The sequence below is a fragment of the Candidatus Aquicultor sp. genome (genome assembly GCA_036504445.1).
Classification (GTDB): Bacteria; Actinomycetota; Aquicultoria; order Aquicultorales; family Aquicultoraceae; genus DASXVE01.
The window spans coordinates 152,576-171,103 of sequence record DASXVE010000025.1 but is presented as its reverse complement, the minus strand read 5'-3'; the positions used below and the strand labels follow the sequence as shown (position 1 = coordinate 171,103).

The 18,528-nt window shown below is 42.8% G+C and carries 19 protein-coding genes; all 19 read left to right on the top strand.

What is annotated here, in order from left to right; genetic code table 11:
• Nucleotides 1–2: 2 nt before the first annotated feature.
• Nucleotides 3–968 (top strand): GDP-L-fucose synthase, encoded by a 966-nt coding sequence (locus VGK02_08325; GenBank protein HEY3375050.1) that lies wholly within the window; start codon nt 3–5, stop codon nt 966–968.
• 37 nt (nt 969–1,005) lie between these two features.
• Nucleotides 1,006–1,872 (top strand): ABC transporter permease, encoded by an 867-nt coding sequence (locus VGK02_08320; GenBank protein ID HEY3375049.1) that lies wholly within the window; start codon nt 1,006–1,008, stop codon nt 1,870–1,872.
• A 27-nt stretch (nt 1,873–1,899) separates the two neighbouring features.
• The gene (locus tag VGK02_08315; GenBank protein HEY3375048.1) at nt 1,900–3,228 is read left to right on the top strand and encodes an ABC transporter ATP-binding protein; all 1,329 of its coding nucleotides are present in this window, start codon (nt 1,900–1,902) and stop codon (nt 3,226–3,228) included.
• Between the two features lie 29 nt (nt 3,229–3,257).
• The gene (gene pseB, locus VGK02_08310) at nt 3,258–4,238 is read left to right on the top strand and encodes a UDP-N-acetylglucosamine 4,6-dehydratase (inverting) (GenBank protein ID HEY3375047.1); all 981 of its coding nucleotides are present in this window, start codon (nt 3,258–3,260) and stop codon (nt 4,236–4,238) included.
• Nucleotides 4,235–5,395 (top strand): UDP-4-amino-4,6-dideoxy-N-acetyl-beta-L-altrosamine transaminase, encoded by a 1,161-nt coding sequence (gene pseC, locus VGK02_08305; protein HEY3375046.1) that lies wholly within the window; start codon nt 4,235–4,237, stop codon nt 5,393–5,395. The genes pseB and pseC overlap by 4 nt, the downstream gene beginning before the upstream one ends.
• Nucleotides 5,396–6,166, top strand: coding sequence for a TIM barrel protein (locus VGK02_08300; protein ID HEY3375045.1), 771 nt, complete (start codon nt 5,396–5,398; stop codon nt 6,164–6,166).
• Nucleotides 6,148–6,804: a hypothetical protein gene (locus tag VGK02_08295; protein ID HEY3375044.1), complete on the top strand. Its 657-nt coding sequence runs from the start codon at nt 6,148–6,150 to the stop codon at nt 6,802–6,804. Before VGK02_08300 ends, VGK02_08295 begins: the two co-directional genes overlap by 19 nt.
• Nucleotides 6,805–6,845: 41 nt before the next feature.
• A complete protein-coding gene (locus tag VGK02_08290; protein HEY3375043.1) occupies nt 6,846–7,850 on the top strand; it encodes an ATP-grasp domain-containing protein in 1,005 nt (334 codons plus the stop codon).
• An 18-nt stretch (nt 7,851–7,868) separates the two neighbouring features.
• Nucleotides 7,869–9,026: a class I SAM-dependent methyltransferase gene (locus tag VGK02_08285; protein HEY3375042.1), complete on the top strand. Its 1,158-nt coding sequence runs from the start codon at nt 7,869–7,871 to the stop codon at nt 9,024–9,026.
• Nucleotides 9,027–9,035: 9 nt separating this feature from the next.
• Nucleotides 9,036–9,989, top strand: a complete 954-nt coding sequence (locus VGK02_08280) for an NAD-dependent epimerase/dehydratase family protein (protein ID HEY3375041.1) — start codon at nt 9,036–9,038, stop codon at nt 9,987–9,989.
• Nucleotides 9,982–10,758, top strand: a complete 777-nt coding sequence (locus VGK02_08275; GenBank protein ID HEY3375040.1) for an inositol monophosphatase family protein — start codon at nt 9,982–9,984, stop codon at nt 10,756–10,758. Before VGK02_08280 ends, VGK02_08275 begins: the two co-directional genes overlap by 8 nt.
• Before the next feature lie 4 nt (nt 10,759–10,762).
• Complete coding sequence (locus VGK02_08270; GenBank protein HEY3375039.1) at nt 10,763–11,449, top strand: PIG-L family deacetylase; 687 nt, start codon at nt 10,763–10,765, stop codon at nt 11,447–11,449.
• A gap of 4 nt (nt 11,450–11,453) precedes the next feature.
• Nucleotides 11,454–12,536, top strand: a complete 1,083-nt coding sequence (gene pseI, locus VGK02_08265) for a pseudaminic acid synthase (GenBank protein ID HEY3375038.1) — start codon at nt 11,454–11,456, stop codon at nt 12,534–12,536.
• Entirely contained in the window at nt 12,526–13,221 is a 696-nt protein-coding gene (gene pseF / locus VGK02_08260; GenBank protein HEY3375037.1) for a pseudaminic acid cytidylyltransferase, read from the top strand. The genes pseI and pseF overlap by 11 nt, the downstream gene beginning before the upstream one ends.
• A gap of 122 nt (nt 13,222–13,343) precedes the next feature.
• Nucleotides 13,344–14,312 carry a Gfo/Idh/MocA family oxidoreductase gene (locus VGK02_08255; protein HEY3375036.1) on the top strand — a complete coding sequence of 323 codons (969 nt, stop codon included), beginning with the start codon at nt 13,344–13,346 and terminating at the stop codon, nt 14,310–14,312.
• Entirely contained in the window at nt 14,309–15,451 is a 1,143-nt protein-coding gene (locus VGK02_08250) for a CDP-glycerol glycerophosphotransferase family protein (GenBank protein HEY3375035.1), read from the top strand. The genes VGK02_08255 and VGK02_08250 overlap by 4 nt, the downstream gene beginning before the upstream one ends.
• On the top strand, nt 15,439–16,743 hold the full coding sequence (locus VGK02_08245; protein ID HEY3375034.1) for a DegT/DnrJ/EryC1/StrS family aminotransferase: 1,305 nt from the start codon (nt 15,439–15,441) through the stop codon (nt 16,741–16,743). The genes VGK02_08250 and VGK02_08245 overlap by 13 nt, the downstream gene beginning before the upstream one ends.
• Nucleotides 16,740–17,294, top strand: a complete 555-nt coding sequence (locus tag VGK02_08240) for a GNAT family N-acetyltransferase (protein HEY3375033.1) — start codon at nt 16,740–16,742, stop codon at nt 17,292–17,294. Before VGK02_08245 ends, VGK02_08240 begins: the two co-directional genes overlap by 4 nt.
• A gap of 4 nt (nt 17,295–17,298) precedes the next feature.
• Complete coding sequence (locus VGK02_08235) at nt 17,299–18,513, top strand: N-acetyl sugar amidotransferase (GenBank protein ID HEY3375032.1); 1,215 nt, start codon at nt 17,299–17,301, stop codon at nt 18,511–18,513.
• The last annotated feature ends 15 nt before the right edge of the window (nt 18,514–18,528 follow it).

Here is an 18,528-nt window from a genome sequence, read left to right as displayed (position 1 = left end):
TCATGAATCAAGTAGGCGCTAACATCATAGCCAAGGGTTCTAAGATATATATTGCTGGGCACAAGGGTCTCGTAGGCTCAGCGATTGTTCGGAAGCTTGAAATAGAAGGTTTTAGCAATCTAATTCTGCGCACACACGCTGAGCTAGATTTATGTGACGGCGCTGCCGTAGAGAGGTTTTTTAAGATTGAGAAGCCCGAATACGTTTTCTTAGCTGCGGCGAAAGTCGGTGGTATTTGGGCTAATAGCCATTATCCGGCAGAGTTTATCTATAGTAACCTTGCTATTCAAGTAAATATAATCCATAACGCATACCTATATGGTGTGAAAAAGCTTCTTTTCCTGGGAAGTTCTTGCATTTATCCGAAATTTGCATCGCAACCAATGAAGGAAGAACACCTATTAACAGGGATTCTTGAGCCGACCAATGAACCCTATGCTGTTGCTAAGATAGCAGGAATTAAGATGTGTGAGGCATATAGTCGGCAATATGGAGCTAACTTTATCTCAGTTATGCCAACCAATCTATATGGACCAAACGACAATTTTGATCTTATGAACTCACATGTCTTGCCAACGCTAATTCGCAGATTCCATGAGGCAAAGGTAAATGGCATACCTTCAGCGGTGGTGTGGGGAACAGGAAACCCACGTCGGGAGTTTTTACACGTAGATGATTTAGCCGATGCTTGTTTGTTTTTAATGCAAAACTACAATGACAGCGAGCTTATTAACATAGGCGTGGGTGAGGATTTAACGATTGGGGAACTAGCTCTTTTAATAAAAGATATAGTGGGATTTAAGGGAGAACTAGTTTTTGATAGTTCTAAACCGGATGGCATGGCTCGCAAATTGTTGGACGTTAGTAAGCTGAAGGGCTTAGGCTGGCAGGCGAAAATTGGTTTGCGCCAAGGGATTGAAGATACTTATCGGTGGTGCTGCGATAATAATACTGCTGAGATAGCATGATCTGTCATTTAAATATATTGAGACATGAGGGTTAAAGATGGATGCTATAAAACATAAGGTAAGCCCTGATGATTGGACTACGATTATAGAACCTCGCACTGGGTGGTTTGACATCAACTTAGCCGAACTATGGCATTACAGAGATCTGATCTTACTATTCGTACGTCGTGACTTTGTTGCTCTTTACAAGCAAACGGTTTTGGGCCCGACCTGGTTTTTGCTACAGCCATTATTTACAACCGTGGTTTTTACGATTGTCTTTGGTAATATTGCGCATATTCCAACCGATGGTTTACCTCAAATCCTGTTTTATATGTCCGGAATTATTACCTGGAACTATTTCGCCACTTGTTTAACTAAGACTTCAGATACTTTTGCGACAAATGCTCCGATTTTCGGCAAAGTATACTTTCCGCGTCTTGCCGTACCGATATCAGTAGTCATAACTAATCTTTTTGCATTTGCTATTCAGTTTTGCCTGTTTTTGGTTTTTATGCTGTTCTTTTACTTAAAAGGCGCGCCTATTAAGCCAAACTGTTGGCTACTTCTAGCACCTGTTTTGCTAATCCAAATGGCTGCTCTTGGGCTTGGTGGTGGCATACTAGTTTCGTCCCTAACTACGAAATATCGAGATCTTACATTTCTTGTAACATTTGGTGTTCAGCTTTGGATGTATGCGACACCTGTTGTCTATCCGTTGTCCCAGATACCGGTTAAGTGGCAGATGCTATATGCGTTAAATCCTATGACGGCTGTTATTGAGACCTTTCGGTATGCCTTTCTTGGAGCCGGTTCAATAAAACTTTGGCAATTAGCTGTGAGTCTGGGAATGACGGCATTGATCTTAGTGGGTGGGCTTGTATTATTTACCCGTATCGAAAAATCTTTTATGGATACAATTTAGCTAGTTTAACATGGGAAATGGGCTAAGATGAGTGATATCTCGATAAGTATTGAAAATTTATTTAAGCAATATAGGCTGGGCGTAATAGGTCACGGTACGCTAACACATGATATTCAAAGCTGGTGGGCTAGATTCACGGGCAAAGTAGATCCTAACTCAAAAATCAATATAAATGCTGCAGATTCTTCAAAGCAAGCTGATGGTTTCAACGAAAGATTTTGGGCATTAAGCGATGTCTCATTTGATGTCGCACCTGGGGAGGTTTTAGGCATCATCGGCCGCAACGGAGCTGGCAAATCTACTTTACTAAAGATTCTCTCCAGGGTTACGACGCCTACTAAGGGCATGGTTAAGATTAGGGGTAGAGTTGCAAGTCTTCTTGAAGTAGGCACGGGTTTTCATCCTGAATTAACCGGTAGAGAAAATGTCTATCTTAATGGTGCAATTCTTGGGATGACCAAGCACGAGATAACCAAAAAATTTGAAGAGATTATCTCATTTGCTGAAGTCGAAAAGTTTATTGACACCCCAGTCAAGCGTTATTCTAGCGGTATGTATGTGCGCCTCGCGTTTGCTGTAGCTGCACACCTTGAACCAGAGATATTGATTGTTGATGAGGTGCTAGCAGTTGGTGATACACAGTTTCAGAAGAAGTGCTTGGGCAAAATGGAGGATGTAAGCAAGGAAGGTAGAACGGTCCTTTTTGTAAGTCATAATATGCAGGCGATACGTAACTTATGCCCCAAGAGCATACTTTTAAATAAAGGATCAATAGCTTCTGAGGGCGCGACTGATACGGTGTTAAATACTTATAATCAACTTCTACGCAGTATCGAAATTGATGCTGAGACTGACATTTCCAATGAATTAAATAGGCGTGGGCTGGGCGTGGTTCGCTTTACCTCGGCCGAAGCGGAAGACATAATGGGACAGAAACGGTTTAGTTTCCAAATGGGCGAAACCATACGAATTAAGATATCTTACAAGGTTTTTAAGCGGATGCAAGGTTTAATTATTTATGTAGGATTGCGTTCCGGCGCTACAAGAGATATCGTAACATCAGCTCAGCATTTAGTAACATCTGATACGGTTGATATTGGCACTAATGGAACAATTATCATTGAATTGCCTGATATATTCATACGACCGGGAGAGTATCCTCTGTACTTACATCTTAGTGATGCTAATATGTCATCAACCAGTATTGATGTTCTTGATGATTTAACTCCACCGCTTGTCATTAGCGCAGGCAACATAGCAAGACATTCAAATTTCAATCCAGCACAGCCCATTGGTTATTTTTCGATACCATCGCATGTGGTATTGAACGAGATTTATGAAAGATCTAGTTCGTAATAAAGCTAACTATATAAGGAGAGCAGTTGATGTTTAATGGAAAGTCGATTTTGATCACGGGTGGGACTGGCTCCTTCGGCAAGAAATGTACAGAAACAATTTTAAAGAGATATAAGCCGAAGCGATTAATAATTTTCAGCCGTGACGAGCTTAAGCAGTTTGAGATGGCGCAAGTCTTTTCAGAAAAAGAATATCCTTGTTTACGTTATTTTATAGGTGATGTTCGGGATAAGGAACGGCTGTATCGTGCTTTCCGTGGTGTCGATTACATTATACATGCAGCGGCATTAAAACAAGTTCCTGCCGCAGAGTACAATCCGTTCGAAGCGGTCAAAACCAACATACTCGGGGCTGAAAATGTAATTAATGTTGCCATTGATCAAAATATTAAGCGAGTTATAGCATTAAGCACAGATAAAGCAGCAAATCCTATAAATCTTTATGGTGCTACAAAATTATGCTCAGATAAGTTGTTCATAGCGGGTAACTCCTACGTTGGTGAAGATGATACTCGTTTCAGTGTCGTTCGCTATGGAAACGTTGTTGGTAGCAGGGGAAGCGTCATACCATTTTTTCTTAAACGGAGGGAGACTGGCGTGTTACCGATCACGGACCCCCGTATGACACGATTCTGGCTTACCCTTGAACAGGGTGTTCAATTTGTTTTAGATTGCCTTGAACGGATGGTTGGTGGTGAGCTATTTATCCCTAAGATACCTAGCATGAACATCATGGATTTAGCTAAAGCCATTGCCCCGGAATGTAAGACTGAGATAGTTGGTATTCGACCAGGCGAAAAGCTGCATGAGGTTATGGTTCCTAAAGATGATGCCCGAAGAACGCTGGAATTTGATTCCTATTATTTAATTCAACCTGATTTTAATTACTGGGGCCAACGTTTTATTAATAACGGTGGGCAGCCGGTCACAGCTGAATTTGAATATAATTCAGGGACAAATACCCACTGGTTGACTACCGAAGAGTTAAAGGAAGTAGTAAAAACGCTATGATCCCTATTCCTTATGGAAAACAAAGTATCAATGAAGAAGATATCGAAGCTGTCATAGCCGTTCTTAAAAGCGACTGGATAACGCAAGGACCGGCTATTGAGCGATTTGAACGTGCCGTTGCCGAATACTGCGGAGTAAATTATGCAATAGCCGTCTCAAGTGGCACGGCAGCGCTTCACCTCGCATGTCTTGCCGCAGGCCTTAAAGAGGGTGATATCTTATGGACATCGCCGAATACCTTTGTTGCTTCAGCAAATTGCGCTTTGTATTGCGGGGCCACACCCAATTTCGTAGATATTGATCCCCTAACCTACAACTTGAGTGTTGATGAGCTAGAAGCCAAGTTGTCTACAACAGAAGCAGAGCGCCTTCCAAAAATTCTAATGCCTGTTCATTTTGCCGGGCAGTCCTGTGAAATGGAACGGATAAACGACCTCGGCAAAAAGTACGGTCTTACGATTATTGAGGATGCTTGTCACGCACTTGGTGGCAGTTACAAGGGTCACAAAATCGGTGCCTGTATATATTCTGATATGGTTGTTTTTAGCTTTCATCCGGTAAAAAGCATTACCACGGGCGAAGGCGGTATGATAATAACTAATAACGAAGACCTCTATCAGAGGCTACTGAGACTAAGAACCCACGGTATAACCCGTAACCCCAGTTGTATACAAGACGAATCTCATGGCCCCTGGTATTATGAGCAGGTTGAGCTTGGTTTTAATTATAGAATAACCGACATTCAGGCTGCGCTAGGATTTAGCCAGTTGCAAAAGCTAGATAGCTTCATAGACAGACGGCGGTACCTTGCAGAAAGGTATAACGATCTGCTAAAAGACTTACCGTTAGTTTGTCCATACCAGCACCCTGATGCTTCTTCAGCCTATCACATTTATCCTATAAGGTTGAAACTTAATAAGGTTTCTAAGTCACGACAACAGGTTTTCAATGAGCTAAGGGAATCAGGGATTAATGTTAATGTTCACTATATACCAGTTCATACCCAGCCCTATTATCGTGAGCTAGGTTTTAAGCAGGGCACTTACCCAAAGGCCGAACAATATTACAAAGAAGCGATATCTATTCCTCTTTTCTATACACTTACTGAAGAAGAACAAGATTTCGTCGTTAAGGCGATAAAGGAAATCGTAAGGTAGATGTTTAAATTTGGCTTAAAGCTCTGGTCGACAAACGAATACTACGTAGATGAGGCCATCAAACTTCATGAGGAAGGCTATTACGATTATATCGAGCTATATGTCGTCTCAGGCAGCTACGAACAATATATAAACGTATGGAAAGGCATGACCGTCCCATACGTGATACATGCATCCCATTCTTTGGATGGAATGAACCTTGCTAGGAGGGAGAGCTTTGCACATAACATGGTTTTAGTAAAAGAGGCTCAACAGTTTGCAGATACACTACACGCTGAAATGATAATCTTGCACCCTGGAATATCAGGGGATATAGAAGAAACAGTTAACCAAATTAACAAAATAGAAGGATGCACAATAATTGAGAACAAACCTTACTATACGGTTTTTAGTGATGGTAGTATCTGCAATGGTAATAACCCTGACGAAATCGAGTTCCTTTTACGTAACACAAACGCTGGGTTTTGCCTAGATATTGGACATTGTATATATTCAGCTAATGCGCGCAGGGTTGATCCCATGGCAGATCTAAAGCGGTTTTTGGAGCTAAAACCGAAGATATTTCATTTAACTGATGGCAAAAACGATGGCATATATGATAAGCACTACCATTTCGGTGAGGGCGATTTCCGAATTACGGAAATCCTAGCCCTTTTACCTGAAGAGGCTGCAATTACTGTGGAAACTGCTAAAAATTCAAATGTAAGTCTAGATGATTTTAGAGCGGACATTACTTTCTTGAGAGGTCGAAAATGCCAAAGTATAAGATAACGATCGCGTCTGATCAGGATAGCTGGATTAATCAGTATATTCCTCTTTTAATCGAAAAGTTGGAATCAGAAGGAAACGAGGTCTTTTGGGTTCATGCAGTAGATGAGATTATGATCGGTGATTTTGCATTTTACTTAGGCTGCGGGCAGCTGGTCAAACCACCAATACTTGCAAGAAACGCCCACAATTTGGTTGTTCATGAAAGCGATCTTCCTAAGGGCAAGGGTTGGTCACCTCTAACATGGCAGATACTAGAGGGCAAGAACAACATACCCATATGCCTTTTTGAAGCAGCTGAATCTATAGATAGCGGGAGAATATACCTCAAAGGCACTATGGAATTCAAAGGAACAGAGTTAATTGATGAATTACGGTATGTTCAAGCGAACACCTCGATTAAGATTTGTCTGACGTTTGTTCGAAACTATCCCAGCGTTATAACAAATGGCTTTGAGCAAGAGGGCGAGTCTACTTATTACAAAAAACGTGAGCCGGATGATAGCAGGCTCAATCCCGACAGGACTATTAGGGAGCAGTTTAATCTTCTGCGGGTTGTCGATAACCAAAGATACCCGGCGTTTTTTAAGATAGATGGGACGACCTATATTTTGAGGATTGAGAATAAAGAGCCTATATAGCTAGGCGAGATGCTTAATGGCCTAGAAAGGTGAGGTTAGAAATGTCCACAGGCAATGGCAAGACTATATTTTTGACAGGAGCAGGCGGAGCCGCGGTTCCAGGTCTAATCAAAAGGCTGAAGAACCAAGGCTACTTTGTAATAGCTGCAGATATGGACCCTCTAGCCGTAGGGCTTTATTATGCCGACAAGAGCTTTGTTATTCCACCTGGCGATTCAGTAGAGTTTTTACCTGTCATATTGAGGATTTGCAGAGAAGAGAAGGTCGATGCTGTTATACCACTTGTGGATGAAGAACTCTTGAAATGCGCTGAACTGGAAAGCCATAACATTGCCGTGGTCCTTCCTAAATACGAATTCATAAAGGCATGCTTGGATAAGTATGTGCTTACTAATAACCTCAAAGAAGCCAATATCCCGGTTCCGAAAACAAAACTAGCTTCTAACGGCCATGAGGGATTACTGTTTCCTGTTGTTGTTAAACCACGTACGGGCAGGGGGAGCCGTGGTCTACACATCGTAGGCTCTGAGCAAGAGTTGGTAGCTCAACTTGAGAAAACCAACTACCCCTTAGATGCACTTATATTGCAGGAGTATATCGAAGGCACGGAGTATACCATCTCCGTTGTTGTTTGGAGGGATGGGGAAGTTCAGGCCGTCGTCCCCAAGGAAATTATTTCAAAAAAGGGGATTACACGATTGGCTGTTACACGGCATGATGCTGGAATTGAGGAACTGTGCTGCAAAGTTCAACATCATCTGCACGCCGATGGACCATTTAATGTGCAATTGCGGGTGGATGCGCGTCGTAGCGAACCGTTAATATTCGAGATAAACCCACGCTTTTCAACCACGATCTCATTAACAATAGCTGCTGGTATTGATGAGCTTGATGGTATATTAAATCAGGCTTTTGATGGAAGAGAAAGTTATCAATTTGGAAAGTGGCAGGAAGGTATTGTTTTGTTACGTCAGACGCTAGATCAGTTTATTGATGAGGCGGATTTCCAAGCTTGCAGCGCCAGGAATAGCGCAAAGCATAATTAAGGTAAAAAGGACACGGGCATGCGCATGATAGATCCCATACTAAAGATTACATCACATCCATTCTTTTTAGGACCAGTTCCGGTTGGATCCAATTTAGAACTTCCCACTAGGCTCCCGTTTGAACTCGGCATTCATCCGAAATACGCTATGCCGGTTCTGATTCTAACGGATGAAATACGCCACGCACTAGCGGCGGCATATTCTTTGGGAAGTATGCTATCTACGCCGTTGGGCGAGAGCTTCTTATCTAATGAGCGTATGTCAGAGGTACTGGGTAGGCTCTTGTCCATATATGATGGAAATGTTGAGAAGGTAAAGTTCTTAGAGATCGGTTGCGGTAGCGGTGCGCTGTTGAATGAATTGAAGGTAAGGGGCGCCGAGGTAATGGGTGTCGAGATCGGTCCTCAAGGACAGGAGGGTGCAAGGAAATACGGAATTAAAGTTATAGATAAGCCTCTTGAATCAGCTGCGATTACCGAGAGATTCGATTGCATCTATTCATATGCATGCCTTGAACACATAGTAGAGCTTGATAAGTTTTTTGCAGCTAGTAGAAAGTGCTTAAAGGAAAACGGGCTATTCTTTCATGTTGTTCCTTATAGCGAGTTGCAGTTTAGCGTGGGATATATTGATCACTTAGTTCACGAGCATGTTAATTATTTTACTACGCAGAACGGCGTTCGTTTGTTTGAATTGCAGGGTTTTCGGTCTGGGCAAGCATGTACATCAAGCGCTGGCAATGAGCTATATCTTTGGGGCTATTACGATAGCTCGGCCTTACCAGTGTGGCCTGGCGATGATATACGATTAGTTCAAGCGGAATCCAGAAAGCTCAAAGAATATTCAGATAAAATTACAGAGCGTACCGAAAGAATCATTACAGCGCTCAAGAATATGGACTCAATAGGTTTTTACGCAGGGGGCTTTGAGTATAGCTACTATCTAAAAGAGGTAGGTAATGTCCGCTATTTTGACGGAGATTCTTTTAAACAGGGGCAATCTTGGCTATTTGGTCTGCCAGCAATCGAATCTCCAGAAGTCCTTAGGGCAAATCCTCTTGATGATTTAATCGTTTGCAAGGACCATTATTTTGATGCCATTCTCCAATTTCTTTCTAGAGAAATTAGGATACCAAGTAGCATCAGGGTGCATAAGCTTGGCGATTTGGGAGTGTAGGGAGCAACTGTGAATATCCTTGTAATTGGTGGTACTCGTCTATTAGGTCTAGCCGTAGTAAAGCAGCTTGCAGCAGCTGGCCATAGTATCACCGTGTTGTCTCGACAGCCTAAGAGATGCCCAGGTGGCGTCGAGTGCATTGGGGCAGATCGCATAGACGGCTTAAACCGACTATCAGGACGCACTTTCGACGCGACGATAGATTTTCTCGGCTACGATAAAGCTGCGCCGGAACAGGTATTTGGCAAGCTTGATCCTGGCACGTATGTGCTTATCTCGTCAACTTGGTTAGTGCGCCTTGCTCCCACAGTAGCTGCAGACCAGGCAATTAATCTTATAGATGATGCTTATGCGAAAGTGCTACCTGATATTACTTTCTCATATCTTATAGGTAAAATGAGTGCCGAAACATCTGTATTGGAGATGCGAAAGAGAAATGGTAAGGCAACAGTTTTACGCTTACCTATTTTTTGGGGCCATCAAGAGCATACCGGTCGGTTGGATTTTTATCGCCAGCGGATTGCTGATGGCGCACCCGTAATTTGCGTTAATGGGGGGAGTAATTACGCTCAGCTTGTGTGGGTTGAGGACGTAGCTCACGCGTTCATCCATTGGCTTCATAAGGCCTCTGAACGTCCTATCTGGGAGGCTTTGCCGGATGAAGGAACGAAAGTTAGAGATATCATTAAATTAATTGCTGCTGGGATGGGTAAGCAGCCAGTCTTAGTTGATATACCATCAGAGCGTTTGTTAGACGAACTGCCAGATTATTTAGAAATCGAGCCGTTATGGCGTGAAGTAGCCATAAACGTAACGGATAACAATATTTTCAAGGCAGCAGATATAACACCGACGCCACAAGCTTCATGGCTGTGTAATCTGGCCAAGCAGCCAGTGGACACTGGTGTATCTGAGCTACTTGAGCGAGAACTATCATTTTTGGAGCATGTTTTAAGTGATTAATGAATTAACGAGGGTCGTTAAAGAGGTTGGTATCATTATGCTGGAGTGGCGTAGCTCCGAGCTCTTTGAAGGAGTTTGGGATGGGCCGCAGTATAAAGCCAAGGTTGATCTGATGGCCCATGAGGCTTTAGTTGATCGGCTATATAAACTTGCGCCGGAAATACCAGTAATCAGTGAAGAAGATGCATCCTCAATAGTAGATAAACGACCGGAATGCTACTGGCTCATTGATCCTATTGACGGTACAGCTAGCTTCGCAACGGGGTATCCTGGATTTGTGACACAAGTAGCTTTGATTGAGAACTATAGACCGAGGTTGGCAGCTATATATGCGCCCGTGTTGAACGAACTTTACACTGCGGTATCTGGCAAAGGGGCTTACTTAAACGGTAACACGCTCCGGGTAACCGGCACAAATATGTTCGAGACCTTGATCGATAATTATCCAGAGCCAAGAGGTGTAACCGCTGAATTGTATAGAAGTCTGGACTTTAAAGCATATATCGAATGTGGAAGCATTTCACTAAAAATATGTAAGATTGCTGATGGTGTAGCCGATGTCTTTTTCAAAAGTGTTACTATCAGGGATTGGGATATTGCTGCGCCGCATCTAGTTTTGGAGGAGTCAGGCGGCTTTCTTACCGACGCTTATGGCAATCGCCCCGAATATCGAGGTAGTTATGAGCATGCAGGCATTATCGCAACACAATCTAAGGAAGCCAACGAAGAGATAGTCGTCTGGCATAAGGCTTTTACGAAAGGTGATTAGAAGAGTGAATATCCTTGTAGTTGTTGCTCATCCGGATGATGAAATCTTGGGTTGCGGCGGAACCATCGCACGCCACACTAAGCAAGGCGATGTGGTTCACGTTGCCATTTTAGCTGAGGGTCTAACCAGCCGCAGCGATAAAAGAGACAGAGAGGCATACAGGGATAAGTTATCCGAGCTGGCTGCGTTTGCGCAAAGAGCAAACGAAATCATAGGCGTCTCATCGCTCACGCTCCTTAATCTTCCAGATAATAGAATGGATTCGATTGATGTGTTAGACGTTGTTAAGACGGTAGAGACACTCGTAGAGAAAACTCGATCGGACGTTGTTTATACTCATCATGCTGGGGATCTAAATATAGATCACAGCATTGTTCACAATGCTGTGATAACTGCATGCAGGCCAGTTCCTGGATGCACTGTGAAACAGCTCTTGTTTTTTGAGATTCCCTCTAGCACCGAATGGCAGGTTCCGGGGTCGGTATCGTATTTTATGCCTAATTGGTTTGTGGATATTACAGGCGTTTTAAGCTTGAAGTTAGAGGCTTTAGCGGCCTATAATTCTGAGATGCGTGATTGGCCGCATCCTCGCTCTCTAAGGGCTGCTGAGTATTTAGCTGGCTGGCGAGGGGCGAGTGTCGGTGTTGAAGCGGCTGAAGCCTTTATTTTAGGACGAAATATAGTGAAGTAAATCAATGGCGGAAAAATTTATACAAGTAGCGGATAAAAGAATAGGAAAAAACTATCGACCGTTTATCATTGCTGAGATGTCTGGGAATCACAATCATTCCATCGAGCGGGCATTAGCGATTGTTGAGGCAGCGGCAGCTTCAGGCGCTCATGCCTTAAAGCTTCAGACTTACACCGCAGATACTATAACGATCGATGCTAACGGGGCTGACTTTTACATTGACGATCCGGATAGTCTTTGGGCAGGGTCATCTTTATATGATCTTTACAAGAAAGCGTACACACCTTGGGAATGGCATAAGCCTATATTTGATAGGTGCCGGGAGCTAGGCATCATAGGTTTCAGCACTCCCTTCGATGAAACGGCTGTTGATTTCCTCGAAGAACTTGATGTTCCATGCTATAAGATCGCATCTTTTGAAAATATCCATATCCCACTCATTAAAAAGGTAGTTAAAACGGGTAAGCCGATAATCTTATCAACGGGCTTGGCAAGCATGGCAGAGATATCCGAATCGATTGAAGCAGCGCAACAAAATGACTGCAAAGATATTGTCTTACTTAAATGCACAAGTTCATATCCGACGACCCCTATAAATTCTAATATCCTAACAATCCCTTATTTAAGAGAATTGTTTAAATGCGAAGTAGGGTTATCAGATCATTCGCTTGGGATTGGAGTGGCCGTTGCAAGTGTGGCATTGGGAGCGACAGTAATAGAGAAACATTTTACTCTTTCAAGGGCTGATGGTGGGGTTGATTCGGTCTTTTCTATGGAACCCGATGAGATGAAAGTTCTTGTTGCAGAGTCTGAAAAGGCTTGGCAATCGTTAGGTAAGGTACAAGATGGGCCAACAGATGAAGAGAAGAAGTCAATGCTTTTCAGGCGGTCGCTTTATGTTACGCAAGATATGAAGGCAGGCGAGGTGTTTACACGCGATAACCTCCGGGTTATAAGACCCGGGTTCGGTCTTTTGCCAAAGTACTACGAAACGCTATTAGGTAAGAAGGTCTCTAAAGATATTAAGAAGGGCACACCAATGAGTTGGGATTTGGTACATGGAGTTGAAGATATAAATGAGCGGTAGGAGTCTAGCAATTATTACTGCTCGTGGTGGGAGCAAGAGAATTCCAAGAAAGAACATCCGAGCTTTTCTTGGGTACCCCATAATTAAATATTCTATAGATGCGGCTATGAGCGCAGGGTGTTTTGATGAAGTTATGGTCTCGACCGATGATGAAGAGATTGCAGGTGTTGCGAAAGAGTTAGGCGCCGAAGTTCCTTTTCTAAGGTCGGAAGCTAGCTCTAGTGATCTTGCAACAACCGCTGATGTTATAGAAGAGGTGCTTTTAGAGTACAAAAAGCGGGACGAAGTTTTTAGCTATTGTTGCTGCATATATCCTACTGCACCCTTTATTTCGTTGGATAACTTAAAGGACGGGTTTTCTACTTTGAAAACAACGAGCGCAGATTCGGTTTTACCTGTTGTGCGTTTCAGCTATCCTATCCAGCGAGCTTTAAAGATTGAAAATGGCCGTCTATCGATGATTTGGCCAGAGAATATGGACTCGAGGTCGCAAGATTTAATGTCCACGTATCACGACGCCGGACAGTTTTATTGGTTAAAAGTCGGAAGCTTTCTTAGGCAAAAGAAGCTTTTTATGGACAATACATATGCGGTAGAGGTTCCGGAATCGGAAGTGCAGGATATCGACAATGAAGAAGACTGGAAAATCGCAGAGATGAAGTACAGGATATTAAGGGGCGTTTAAACAAACGCTAGTTTTATTAGACTCGCAAAAGCCCATATAGCATAAGACATGTTGATGCTGGTCTATGAAATAGCTGGTTGATCCAGGGAAGGGCATAGCGAGAACGATCAAGAGGGTTGCATGTGAATTCAAAGTATAATGTTTTAATAATCGGAGCCGGCAACATTGGCGCAAGTTTTGACACACCTGAGACGGTCGAGGTCTTGACCCACGCCCATGCTTTTAAAAAGCATGAGAGGTTTAAGCTCTTAGGTTTTGTTGACGCTAATGAGGAGAAGGCTCGATCGGCGAGCTTGCTGTGGGGAAGCAAGTCATATCCAAGTGTTGAAGAAGCTTTCTCTAAAGAGAAAATCGATGTAGTATGTGTTGCTGTTCCAGATGAGCACCATTATGCTATCTTGAAAAAGCTCTCAACACTTCCGTTACAAGTTATTTTTGCAGAGAAGCCTATTACTAAGACGTTAGACCAAGCTAAAGATATTGTTCAAGTTCTCAACGATAGAAGGATTAGTACAGTCGTTAATTATACCCGGCGCTTTGTGCCTGAGTTCGAGAAAATAAGACACGCTATTGAAGATGGAACATATGGCGAATTCCTAACAGGAACTGGTTATTATGGAAAGGGAATCGTACATAACGGCTCACACCTTGTAGATTTGGTGAGGTATTTTATTGGCGAGATAGACTCGGTAGGATATGTTAGTTCCATATCGGATTTCTACCCAGACGATGAGAGTGTCGCCGCAATTCTAACCATTAAGAAAGACAAGTCGTTCTTCCTTCAATACGCCGACTGTAATAACTACACGATGTTCGAGCTAGATATGTTTTTTAAGATGAAAAGAATCAGGATCTCTGATTTAGGTTTTAAGGTGGAAGAGTACGATGTCAAGGAGAGTAAGGTATTTAAGGGCTTCAAGAACATTGTTAGAACCACCGAAAGCAATACATCTTTTAGCAACGCTTTATATAACGCAGCGGACAACATATACGCTCACTTATCGCAAGGACAAGATCTCAAGTGCAGTGCTGAGGATGCGTATAAAACGTTGCAGACCTGTTTGCAAATTAAGGAAAGTGCAAAACGATGAGTAAAAAAATACTCTTATTCTCAAGAGATCCTGGTGGCGCAAATACGATAATCCCTCTCGTCAAGCCTCTTGAGGATAGCGGTTATAAAGCGAGAGTTTTTGGTAAAGATTCGGCACTCGAAAAATATTTGAAGGCCGGTATTGCTGGTGTTGACATAATGAGCGCCATTAAAGAGGTTAACCCTGAGAGCATTAAAGGATTGCTGAAAACCGAAGAACCAGATGTTATTGTCACGGGCACTAGTACGGAAGATACTGAGAAATACCTCTGGGAAGTTGGAGAACAGCTTGGGATTCCATCGTTTGCCATAATTGACCAGTGGATAAACTACGCAAGCAGGTTCTTAAAAGGCAACCATTTCGAAGCCAGCGTGCAGCACATTAATAGAGCCGACTTCTGTTTTCCTTCAAAAATTTTGGTTATGGATGAGTATGCGAAGCAGGAGGCGATTCAAGAAGGCCTAGAGGATTCAAGGATTTTAGTCACGGGGCACCCTTATTTTGAGGCGCTGGTAAGAGCTAGAGACACGTTATCGGCTGAAGGCATTACTGTGTTACGAGAAAAATTAGGCATAGGCGCATCTGATTTTGTCGTAACTTTTGCATCAGAGCCGGTTTCAAAGGATTATGATGTAAGTGACTCTGGGAGTTTCTGGGGCTATACCGAACGGAGTGTTTTTAAAGAGCTTATTGATAGTCTAAATACGGTTTCTTCTGAATCTGAAAGGCCCCTTTTTATGGTTATCAAGCTTCACCCACGAGACGATACTGATACCTATGAAGGTATTTTGCCCTCTTTAAGAAAAAAGGAGCTAAGATTTATAGTAGATAGAGAGCTAAGTTCGTCGGACCTAATTCTCATGTCAGATCTTGTTGTGGGCATGTCATCCATGTTTTTAATTGAAGCGGTGGTTTTAAGTAAGCCCGTCTTGAGTGTTTTGATAGGTCTGAACAGGGTGAGCCCCTTTGTATTAGACAGACGCGAAATCTTAAAGAGTATTGTTGACAAAGAAACGCTTCTGGAGGAACTACGATCAATTATTATCGCGGGCAAGCTCCCAGAAAAGAGCTTTAGCGTAATTGAAAACCCGGTGAGCAATGTCATCCAGCAGATGGAGAAGTATCTATGCCAAAGTTAGCGATTAATGGTGGGAAGAAAGTAAGGACACATAAGTTTCCGGCCTATATTACTGTTGGAGAAGAAGAGGAAGGTGCGGCGTTAAGGGTCATAAAATCGGGGTCTCTTTCGAGATTCCTGGGCTGTTGGCATGAGGATTTTTATGGTGGCGCTGAAGTTAGAGCTTTCGAAGAAGAGTGGTCGAAGTTCTATGGCGTGAAACATGCAATAGCGGTTAATTCTGCAACTGCTGGGATTTTTTGCGCTGTTGGTGCAACGGGGGTTGGTCCTGGAGATGAAGTGATTGTGACGCCGTATTCAATGTCAGTCTCAGCTTCTGCCCCACTAATATATAATGCAATACCAGTGTTTGCAGATATCGAGGAGGACTATTTTTGCTTATCGCCCGAATCGACAGAAGAGAGGATAACGGAGCGAACGAAAGCCATTATTGTAGTGGATATTATGGGGCAGCCTTATGATGCAGATAAGATAAATGCTATCGCAAAGAGACATAATCTTTTTGTGATCGAAGATTGCGCCCAAGCACCTTGCGCTACATTTAAAGGTGAATACGCTGGAACCTTGGGCGATATAGGGATATTCTCGCTGAATTACCACAAGCATATACACACGGGTGAAGGCGGTGTCGTCGTGACAAACAATGACGACCTAGCTGAAAAAGTTCGATTGATAAGGAATCATGCAGAAGCAGTAATAGATGGTAAAGGATTTAGCACACTTGTAAACATGGTAGGTTTCAATTATCGGATGACTGAAATCGAAGCTGCTATTGGTCGAGAGCAATTAAAGAAGCTACCTGACCTATTGGAAAAAAGATTAGCTAATATAGAATATCTAACGCAGGAGCTAGTGAAAATTCCCTGCCTAGAGCCTGCAAAAGTTCGACCTGGAAGTAAACATGCATTTTATGTTCATCCCATAAAATATGATCGGCGAATTGCTGGCATTCATAGGGATAGATTCGTAGAGGCTGTAAAAGCAGAATTGATGCCAATTGAGCTTAGAGAGATTGAAGGCGTAAAGGTTGGATCAGGCTATGTTAAACCGTTATATCTTCAACCTATCTATCAGAATAAAATTGCGTACGGAAGTGACGGGTGCCCTTGGAGCTGTGCGAAGTACCAAGGCTACGTAAGCTACGACAAGGGAATTTGCCCAGTAGCCGAGCACATGTATGATGATATATTGATTACCCATGAGCTAATGCGGCCGCCGATGGCGAGAGACGACTTGGATGATGTCGTTAACGCCTTTAGTAAAGTTTGGAAATATAGGGATGAGCTAAGATGAAGCATCCATTTTTAATAGGACAAAACATTTATATTAGGAGTCTTCGTGAGGATGACTTAGAAGGCAACTATATCCAATGGCTGAATGACAGTGAGGTGTGTAAATACAACTCTCACCACACTTTCCCGTATTCTGAGGGGAGTGCTGAGGCTTATATCAAGAGCACCTTTAATTCCCAAAATGCCCTTGTGTTAGCTATAGTTTTGCAGGAGAACGATTTGCATATCGGCAATGTAGCATTACAGAATATTGATTTTGTTAGCAGAAGCGCAGAATTTGCGATTCTTATAGGCGAAAAAGACTATTGGGGCAAGGGCTATTCGAAAGAGGCCGCCCTCCTGGTATTGAGCCATGGGTTCATGGAATTGAATTTACACAGAATTTACTGCGGAACATCTATCGAGAATATTCCCATGCAAAGGTTGGCAATATATCTAGGGATGATCGAAGAAGGACGAAAACGCGAGGCCCTATTTAAACATGGCAGGTATATAGATACTATTGAGTATAGTGTACTCAAGGATGAGTTTGTTAAAAGGTTAGGTAATTAAGTTCATGTCGAATGATTCGAGTTTTGGAAAATCCTTATTAGAGGATAAGGTTCAGTACTGTATACGCTGTTGCATTCCAGAGACACAAGAGGGTATTAAGTTCGATGAAATGGGGATATGCCAAGCATGCCAATCCTCAGAACAAAAGATTCATATTGATTGGGCGCAAAGGGAAAAGCAGTTGAGAAAGATATTGCAGGATGCCAAGGCTAAGGCAGGTAATAATTATGATTGCATAGTGCCAATCAGCGGCGGCAAAGACAGTACTTTTCAATTGCATGTATTGGTTAAAGTATATGGCATGAAACCGCTGGCAGTAACATTCAGTCATAACTGGTTCAGCGAAACTGGTTGGTACAATCTCCAAAACACAATCGAGCAGTTTAACCTTGATCATATGATGTTCACACCTAATAGAAATCTTGTTAATCGACTTGCGAAGAGATCCGTTGAAGGTATCGGGGATTCATGTTGGCATTGCCATGCAGGTGTCGCATCCTTTCCTTTACATATTGCAGCCAAGTTCAATATTCCGCTCCTAATATGGGGTGAATCAATTGCGGAATCCTCAGGCCGTGCGTCTTACCAATGCCCTGTCCATAAGTTTGACAAAGATTATGCGTTAAAGGTTTCAGTAAAGCTAAAGCCAGAAGAAATGATCTGCGATTACCTCACTGAAAGGGATTTGTATCCCTTCAACATGCCTACACCGGAGGAATTAGATACTGCAGGCATATACGGAATTCACTTGGGTGATTATATTTTTTGGGATGACGAGAGGCAGACAGAATTTGTCCGCGATACATACGGGTGGAAGGAAACTGAGATAGAGGGCACATATAAAGGCTACAAAAGTGCGGAGTGTATGATGCCCGGCATGCATGATTTTACATGCTATCTAAAGCGGGGGTACGGAAGATCAACCTTCCACGCAAGTATTGATGTCAGAAATGGACTCTTAACGAGAGAAGAAGGCTTTGAGCTTTCAAAAAGGTATGATACGGAAAGGCCGGAGGCGTTAGACTACTATCTACAAATAACCGGTGTAACTGAAGAAGAGTTCTTTGAGGCAATGAAAAAGCACCGAGTTGGGCCGATAAGGGATCTAGACTTGCCAGTTGAGCCTAAGAATGGTCCAAATAGGGAAACTATTATGCCTTTTGTGGAGCAACTGATAGAAAAGATGAGAAGTAAGAAAGACCCGAGAGAGCAAGATTGAGGATTGTTAGGAAAG

Coding starts and splice junctions, on each gene's coding strand:
- VGK02_08320 (HEY3375049.1), top strand. CDS start 1,006: ATGGATGCTATAAAACATAAGGTAAGCCCTGATGATTGGACTACGATT.
- VGK02_08285 (HEY3375042.1), top strand. CDS start 7,869: ATGCGCATGATAGATCCCATACTAAAGATTACATCACATCCATTCTTT.
- pseI (HEY3375038.1), top strand. CDS start 11,454: ATGGCGGAAAAATTTATACAAGTAGCGGATAAAAGAATAGGAAAAAAC.
- VGK02_08250 (HEY3375035.1), top strand. CDS start 14,309: ATGAGTAAAAAAATACTCTTATTCTCAAGAGATCCTGGTGGCGCAAAT.
- VGK02_08240 (HEY3375033.1), top strand. CDS start 16,740: ATGAAGCATCCATTTTTAATAGGACAAAACATTTATATTAGGAGTCTT.
- VGK02_08295 (HEY3375044.1), top strand. CDS start 6,148: ATGCCAAAGTATAAGATAACGATCGCGTCTGATCAGGATAGCTGGATT.
- VGK02_08235 (HEY3375032.1), top strand. CDS start 17,299: ATGTCGAATGATTCGAGTTTTGGAAAATCCTTATTAGAGGATAAGGTT.
- pseF (HEY3375037.1), top strand. CDS start 12,526: ATGAGCGGTAGGAGTCTAGCAATTATTACTGCTCGTGGTGGGAGCAAG.
- VGK02_08245 (HEY3375034.1), top strand. CDS start 15,439: ATGCCAAAGTTAGCGATTAATGGTGGGAAGAAAGTAAGGACACATAAG.
- VGK02_08315 (HEY3375048.1), top strand. CDS start 1,900: ATGAGTGATATCTCGATAAGTATTGAAAATTTATTTAAGCAATATAGG.
- VGK02_08325 (HEY3375050.1), top strand. CDS start 3: ATGAATCAAGTAGGCGCTAACATCATAGCCAAGGGTTCTAAGATATAT.
- pseB (HEY3375047.1), top strand. CDS start 3,258: ATGTTTAATGGAAAGTCGATTTTGATCACGGGTGGGACTGGCTCCTTC.
- pseC (HEY3375046.1), top strand. CDS start 4,235: ATGATCCCTATTCCTTATGGAAAACAAAGTATCAATGAAGAAGATATC.
- VGK02_08300 (HEY3375045.1), top strand. CDS start 5,396: ATGTTTAAATTTGGCTTAAAGCTCTGGTCGACAAACGAATACTACGTA.
- VGK02_08290 (HEY3375043.1), top strand. CDS start 6,846: ATGTCCACAGGCAATGGCAAGACTATATTTTTGACAGGAGCAGGCGGA.